This window comes from Kineosporia sp. R_H_3, from assembly GCF_002198675.1.
Classification (GTDB): domain Bacteria; phylum Actinomycetota; class Actinomycetes; order Actinomycetales; family Kineosporiaceae; genus R-H-3.
The window spans coordinates 20,128-27,196 of record NZ_MWLL01000102.1 but is presented as its reverse complement, the minus strand read 5'-3'; the positions used below and the strand labels follow the sequence as shown (position 1 = coordinate 27,196).

5 protein-coding genes are annotated in these 7,069 nt (G+C 72.8%); 3 read left to right on the top strand and 2 right to left on the bottom strand.

Going from position 1 to position 7,069, the window contains the following annotated elements; genetic code table 11:
- Window positions 1–352 (top strand): alkaline phosphatase D family protein (locus ECOMGDLI_RS09500; RefSeq protein ID WP_198954725.1); only part of this gene is annotated, 352 nt, incomplete at its 5' end.
- Between the two features lie 102 nt (window positions 353–454).
- Here the strand turns inward: ECOMGDLI_RS09500 and ECOMGDLI_RS09495 are convergent.
- Window positions 455–1,795 (bottom strand): DUF1501 domain-containing protein, encoded by a 1,341-nt coding sequence (locus tag ECOMGDLI_RS09495; RefSeq protein WP_088316413.1) that lies wholly within the window; start codon window positions 1,793–1,795, stop codon window positions 455–457.
- A gap of 88 nt (window positions 1,796–1,883) precedes the next feature.
- The gene (locus ECOMGDLI_RS09490) at window positions 1,884–3,845 is read right to left on the bottom strand and encodes a DUF1800 domain-containing protein (RefSeq protein ID WP_158220955.1); all 1,962 of its coding nucleotides are present in this window, start codon (window positions 3,843–3,845) and stop codon (window positions 1,884–1,886) included.
- 388 nt (window positions 3,846–4,233) lie between these two features.
- Here ECOMGDLI_RS09490 and ECOMGDLI_RS09485 point away from each other — a divergent pair, with 388 nt between their 5' ends.
- Entirely contained in the window at window positions 4,234–4,890 is a 657-nt protein-coding gene (locus tag ECOMGDLI_RS09485; RefSeq protein WP_088316409.1) for an MOSC N-terminal beta barrel domain-containing protein, read from the top strand.
- A gap of 119 nt (window positions 4,891–5,009) precedes the next feature.
- On the top strand, window positions 5,010–6,995 hold the full coding sequence (thrS, locus tag ECOMGDLI_RS09480) for a threonine--tRNA ligase (protein WP_198954724.1): 1,986 nt from the start codon (window positions 5,010–5,012) through the stop codon (window positions 6,993–6,995).
- The last annotated feature ends 74 nt before the right edge of the window (window positions 6,996–7,069 follow it).

Sequence of the window (7,069 nt, the reverse complement as noted above, 5' to 3'; positions counted from 1 at the left end):
GGTTGGGGACCCGGTCGTGCTCTCCGCGGACGTGCACTCGACGTGGTTCAACGACCTCGTCGTGGACCCGGACGACCCCGACGCCCGGGTCGTCGCGTCCGAGCTCGTCGCGCCCGCGATCTCGAGCCGGTTCGTCGGCGACGCGGAGGTCAAGGCGAGCCTCGCGACCCTCAACCCGTGGACCCGGTACTTCGACGGCTCGCGTCGCGGGTACCTGCTCATGGACGTGGACCGCGACCGCTGGCAGGTCCGGGCGCGCACGGTCGCCGCGGTGACGACCCGCTCGTCACCGGTGCGGACGACGGCGACCTTCGTCGTCGCCGCGGGCCGGCCGGGCGTCGTCCCCGGCTGACCCGCCGGGACGCGAGGCGCCGCCCCGCGCCGTGGGGGCGCACGGCGCGAGGCGGCGTCTCCTGTCCCGGCGGTCCGGGCCTCGTCGTCCCGCCGGGTGGTGTCAGGCCCGGGGCTTGACGATCCCGAGCGGCTTCGGGGTGTGGTCGGGGAAGACCTTCGCGAACGACGAGACGCCGCCGCGCGCGGCGAGGACGTCGCCGAGGACGTCGCGGTAGTCGGTCGTCGCGGCGAGGCTGCCGTTTGTGAACATGGCGGCGTCGGTGAGGCCCGGCCACGTGCCGTAGACCCGGCCGCCGTTCACCGCGCCGCCGAGCACCCAGACGACCTGGCCGTGGCCGTGGTCGGTGCCGACCGTGCCGTTCTCGCGCACCGTGCGCCCGAACTCCGACAGCACGACGACGGTGACGTCACCGAAGCCGTCCCCGAGGTCGGCCGCGAAGGCGTCGAGCGCATCGTCGAGGTCCACGAGGTGGTTGCGCAGGTCGCCGCCGTCGACGCGGCCCTCGTTCGTGTGCATGTCCCAGCCGCCGATGTCGATCGTCGCGAGCGACAGGCCGACCTTGGCCTTGATGATCCGGGCGAGGTCCTCGAGGGTGTTGCCGAGCCCGCCGTCCGGGTAGACGGCGCCGTTCGCCGGCGTGTAGGCGGTGGCCCGCATCGTGTCGACGGTGCTGACGGCCTGCAGCGTGCGGCTCGCCTGCGTCGCCATCGGGTGGTCGACGCCCTTGTAGAGCGCAGCGAACGCGGTCGCGGCCTTGGCCCGGACGTCGTCGTACCCGGCCAGGCCGAACGACTGGATGCCGGCCATCGCGAGGGCGGGCGCGGGACCGGTCAGCGACAGCGGGAGCTGGTTGCCGAACTGGACGGCGGAGAACACGCCGGTCTGGCTGCGTGCGGTGAGCACCCGGTTCATCCAGCCGGACGTGTTGTTGCCCGTCGCCGTCCCGCGCTCGAGGGTGTCCATCGCCTCGAAGTGCGAGAGCGTCCGGTCCGGGGTGCCGACGGCGACGACCGGCGCGAACTGGCCGGCCTGGAACCGCTTGTGCAGCTTGGGCATGGCCGGGTGCAGGCCGAACCCGGAGGCCAGCGGCAGCGCCGCGCCCTCGGGCACGGCGATGTTGCGCCGCAGCGCGTAGTAGCGCTGCTCGGTGACGGGGACGACGACGTTGAGGCCGTCCATGCCGCCGCGGGCGTTGATGACGACGATCGTGTCGGTGTCGGTCGCCGCGGCGTACGCGTAGCGGGTCGACACGGTCTGCAGGCCCAGCGCGGCGACCATGGCGGTCGAGCCCTGGAAGAGCCGGCGCCGGGTGAACCCCTTGCGCCACGGGTCGTCGGCGGGGGCCTGGGTGCCGCAGTCGCAGCCGTCGTGGAACCCGTCGGGGCGCTCGTCGTGGCCGGGGGTCCCGGTCGGGAGCCGGTCGAGGAAGCCGGTGTCCATCAGGAGGTGTCCGTCCTTCGCGTGGTGTCGCGGTCGGTGCGGGGGAGCCGGGGAGGCCGGCGCGGCCCGCGGGCCGCGCCGGCAGGGGTCAGCGCAGCTGGTGCTGCGGTGCGCCGAGCAGGAGGGCGACCGCGCGGACGCGCAGGTTGTAGTCGCCGTTGCCGGTCTTCGCCCAGGCGGGGATCTTCGTCGCGGACGTGTGCCCGAGGAAGGCGAGGATCGCGGCCTTCTGGGCGGCGGTCGGCTTCTGGAAGAGCACCCGCTTGGCGATCCGGTCGACGGCGACGCCGTAGGTCGTCGCGTCGCCGATCCACCCCGCGGCGTTCGGCTTGCTGAAGCCCTTGTTCCAGCCGCCGGCGAGCGCCATCTGCATGTTCCAGCGCGAGAGCGTCCCGACCGTCGACAGCCACGGCTGCGCGAAGTCGGCGTAGCCGTCCGGTGCGGTGTGCCCGAGCGGGGACTGCCCCATCTGGTCCAGGCCCCAGCGCAGGTTCCGCAGCGTCGTCATGAGCTCGGTCGTGTTCGTCGAGGGCTGCAGGCTCAGGGCGCGCATCGTCGCGACGGTGCTCTCGAGCGGACGGCGGTACTTCTGGCCGACGCTCGCCTGGAACTCGGGCGAGGCGAAGAGCTGGCGCAGCACGGGCTTGATCGCCGTCGCGTTCGCCAGGTAGGTCTTCGCGAGGCGGGCGACGAGCGCCCGCGGCGGGGCGTCGGAGACGAACCGGCGCACGAGGTCGGCCGCGAGGTACTCGGCCGTCTTCGGGTGGTTGGCGAGCTTCTTGACGAGGCTGCGCAGCGTCGTCAGACCGCCCGCCGCCGTGGCGTTCGCGTACGTCGTGCCGAACACCTTGACCTTGCCGACGAAGTGCTGCTCCGGACGGAAGACCATGGTCAGCGTGTCCGGGTTCACCGACAGCCCGGTGAGCAGCTTGGCGGCGTTCTGGACGTCGGTCTGCGTGTAGCCGGCGTCGACGCCGAGCGTGTGGAGCTCGAGGAGCTCACGGCCGAGGTTCTGGTTGCCGCCGAACTTCGTGTTCTGCTGGTTGTCCAGGTACAGGATCATCGCCGGGTGGGTGACCATCGCCCACAGCATCGCCTCGAAGGTGCCGAGGGCGTGCTTGCGGATGACGAGCCGGTCGTAGTGGTTGAGCGTGTCGCGCGACTTGTCGAAGTGCGCGGGCACGTGCAGCCGGCTGTGCCAGAAGTCGACCATGACCTCGAAGAGCTGGCGCCTGCTCCACGCCGCGCGGATCACCGCGGCGGTCTCGAGCTGGGTGTGCGCGTAGAAGTAGTCCTCCTTCTCGCGCGCCTTGTTCATCGCCTTGAGCTGCGCCGGCGTCTTGTTCAGGGTGTCGAGCTTCGCGAGGAGCGCGTCGACCCGGGTGTCCGTGATCTTGGACGGCGCGAGCTGGGTCTCGATCCAGGCCTTGGGGCCGGCCTTCTTGATCGCGGCCACGGTCGTCGGGTTCGGGCCCCAGGTGGCCCGGCGTGCGACGTGCAGCGCCGGGTCGAGCACGAGCATCGTCGGCTTCTGCGTCACGGCCGCGACGGTCGTCATGGTCGGGGCCTTGCCGCCCGTGGACCCCTGGTACTCGACCGCCGGCTTCGTGCTCGACGGGGCCGTGCCGACGGCGAGCGGTGCGGTGGACCCGGTGTCGGCGATCCGCGCGGCCGCGGTCGGGGCGGCGTCGTCGAGGCCGAGCCCGAGGCTGCCGGCGACGCCGCGGACGACGTCCCCCGCCCCGGTGGGACCGAGGGCCAGCGCTCCGGCGCCGAGCGCGGCGACCGAGCCGAGCGCAGCGACGACGCCGCGGCGGCCGGGGCCGGAGCCGGTCGTGCTGTGCCGGACCGGGGCGTCCGCCCCCGGGGGCCAGGGGGAGACGTCCTCCGGGGCGCGGAGGAACGGTTCGTCGCGGGTGGTGTCCGGGGCTGCGCCGGGGACGGAGGGGCTGTGCTGGGCGGGGAGGGTCCGGTCGTCCGGGACGGACCCGGCTCCTGGGGTGAGCACCTGCTGCGCGCCCGGCCCCCGCCGGAGTGCGTGTCGACCCACGAAGTGCGTCCTCACTCGTTCGCTCATCGGTCACGTACCCGGTGGCCGCCCGACGGGCGGGACGCTGCGACGCGCGGGACTGCCGGACGGTGCGCGGCGGGGCCGCTCGTCGTGCCGGTCGTTCGCCCGATGCCGCACGTCCTCCGTTCGGATGACCCCGAGATCCAATGGGCGGTGACCATTCCGTGATTCATCACGCACTGTCAAGACCGTGCGGGTGTGTCGCGCCCGAATTGAGCGGGCAGTGACGATCCGGGCACGCTGGGCGGGTGACAGTGGGTGATGCCACCGTCCCGCGGTGACGGCGGCCGTCACAGGCCCCGGCGTGCGCCCGGACCGTCCGCGTCCCTGCGGCCGCCCGGGCACCAGGCGGGCATACAGTGACGACATGGTCACGCTGGAGTCGCCCGCCGACGGTGCCGGGAGCCCGACCGTCGCCCTCGTCCGCGCCGTCCGGGTCTTCCCGGTCAAGGGGATGGACGCGGCCGCCGCGCGCACCGTCCGCCTCGACGGTGCCGGTGTCGTCGGGGACCGCCGGCACGCCGTCGTCGACGAGGCGGGCGCGCTCCTCACCGCCGACGCCGAGCCCCGGCTGCGCTCGGTGAGTGCCTGGCTGGACACCGACGGAGCGGTCCGGCTCGACGTCCCCGGGGCTCCGCCCGGGCTGGGCGTCGAGGCGGCGGGGGCCGCGCTCACCGAGTACCTCGGCCGCTGGGTGCACGTCACGCCGGTCGACCCGTCGCGCACGCTCGACGCCCCGGTCCACATCGTCTCGGTGCAGGCGCTCGAGGCGGCCGAGCGCGGCGAGCACGAGGTCGCCGACTGCGCGTGCAGTCTCGACGAGCCGCGCTCGAACTTCGTCGTCGACGTCCGGGACGGCGCCGGCGTCGCGGGGCGCGAGGAGGACTGGATCGGCCGCCGGATGCGGATCGGCGACGCCGTCGTCGAGGTCGAGCGCAAGCCCGGGCACTGCCTCGGCGTCTACGCGCAGGTCGTCGTCCCGGGAGAGGTGCAGGCCGGCGACGCCGCCGTCCTCGTGCCCTGACCCCGGCGCGCCGGTAATGCGCGCGAAGGTCCTGCCGCGGCGTCGGTACGCTCGTGCCGGGACCCGTCCGGGTCCGTCCGCGGCGCCGCACCCGCGCGCGCCCGACGAAGGAGAGATCCGTGTCCGAGCTGTCGATCGTCGTCCGGTCCGCCGAGGAGGAACAGGCGCGACAGGTGACGACGGGCACGACGGCCGCCGACCTCTTCGCGGACGACCGGAGCATCGTCGTGGCCAGGGTCAACGGCGTCCTGCGCGACCTTGCCCACGAGCTCGCCGACGGGGACGTCGTCGAGCCGGTGCCGGTGACGTCCGACGAGGGCCTCGCCGTCCTGCGGCACTCGTGCGCGCACGTGCTCGCGCAGGCCGTGCAGGAGATCGACCCGCAGGCCCGCCTCGGCATCGGCCCGCCGATCCGCGACGGCTTCTACTACGACTTCGACGTCGAGAAGCCGTTCACCCCCGAGGACCTCAAGACCCTCGAGAAGACGATGCAGCGCATCGTCAAGGAGGGGCAGGGCTTCCGCCGCCGCGTCGTCACGGACGAGGAGGCCCGCGCGGAGCTCGCCAAGGAGCCCTACAAGCTCGAGCTCATCGGCCTCAAGGGCGGGTCGTCGGACGACGAGGCCGCCGAGGGCGCGTCCGTCGAGGTCGGCGCGGGCGAGCTGACGATCTACGACAACCTGCGCCGGGACGGCTCCGTGGCGTGGAAGGACCTGTGCCGCGGGCCGCACGTGCCGACGACCCGGCTGCTCGCCAACGGCTGGCAGCTCATGCGCAGCGCCGCGGCGTACTGGCGGGGGAGCGAGAAGAACCCGCAGCTCCAGCGCGTCTACGGCACCGCGTGGGCGACGAAGGACGAGCTCAAGGCGTACCTCGACCGGCTCGCCGAGGCCGAGCGCCGCGACCACCGCAAGCTCGGCGCCGAGCTCGACCTCTTCTCGTTCCCCGACGAGATCGGCTCCGGCCTGCCGGTGTTCCACCCCAAGGGCGGCGTCGTCAAGCGGGAGATGGAGGACTACGTCCGCCGCCGGCACATCGAGGAGGGCTTCGACTACGTCGGCACCCCGCACATCTCGAAGTCGCACCTCTTCGAGACGTCCGGCCACCTGCCGTACTACGCCGACACGATGTTCCCGCCCATGGAGCTGGAGAACAGCCAGTACTACCTCAAGGCGATGAACTGCCCGATGCACAACCTGATCTTCAGGTCGCGCGGGCGGTCCTACCGCGAGCTGCCGCTGCGCTTCTTCGAGTTCGGCACGGTCTACCGGTACGAGAAGTCGGGCGTCATCCAGGGCCTGACCCGGGTGCGCGGACTGACCCAGGACGACTCGCACAGCTACGTGACGGACGAGCAGGCGCCGCAGGAGATCCGGCACCTGCTGAACTTCGTGCTGTCCCTGCTGCGCGACTTCGGCCTCGACGACTACTACCTCGAGCTGTCGACCCGCGGTGACTCGGACAAGTTCATCGGCTCCGACGAGCAGTGGGAGAGCGCGACCGAGGTGCTCCGCCAGGTCGCGGTCGAGAGCGGCCTCGAGCTCGTCGCCGACCCCGGCGGCGCGGCGTTCTACGGTCCGAAGATCTCCGTGCAGGCCCGGGACGCGATCGGCCGCACCTGGCAGATGTCGACGATCCAGCTCGACTTCAACCAGCCGGCCCGGTTCGGCCTCGAGTACACGGCCGCGGACGGCACCCGCAAGCAGCCGGTGATGATCCACTCGGCGAAGTTCGGCTCGATCGAGCGGTTCTTCGGCGTCCTCACCGAGCACTACGCCGGTGCGTTCCCCCCGTGGCTCGCACCGGTCCAGGTCGTGCTCATCCCGGTGAGCGAGGACAACGTCGCCTACCTCGAGGGCGTGCGGGCCAAGCTCAGGGCGGCCGGCGTCCGCGTCGAGCTGGACGCCTCCGACGACCGCTTCCCGAAGAAGATCCGCACCCAGACGAAGGCCAAGGTGCCCTTCCTGCTCATCGCCGGGGCCGAGGACGCCGCGAACGACGCGGTCTCCTTCCGGTTCCGGGACGGCACGCAGGACAACGGCATCAAGGTCGACGACGCGGTGGCCCGGGTCGTCGAGGCGATCCGGACGCGCGCGCAGGTCTGACGTCACCGCACCCTGCGGCGGGCGCCGCCCGGACGTGTGTCCGAGCAGACAGCCCGCCGCAGGTGCCCGGTGCG

Bases quoted from the DNA above. Each gene is read 5' to 3' on its own strand.
- ECOMGDLI_RS09495 (WP_088316413.1), bottom strand. From the start codon at position 1,795: ATGGACACCGGCTTCCTCGACCGGCTCCCGACCGGGACCCCCGGCCAC.
- ECOMGDLI_RS09485 (WP_088316409.1), top strand. From the start codon at position 4,234: ATGGTCACGCTGGAGTCGCCCGCCGACGGTGCCGGGAGCCCGACCGTC.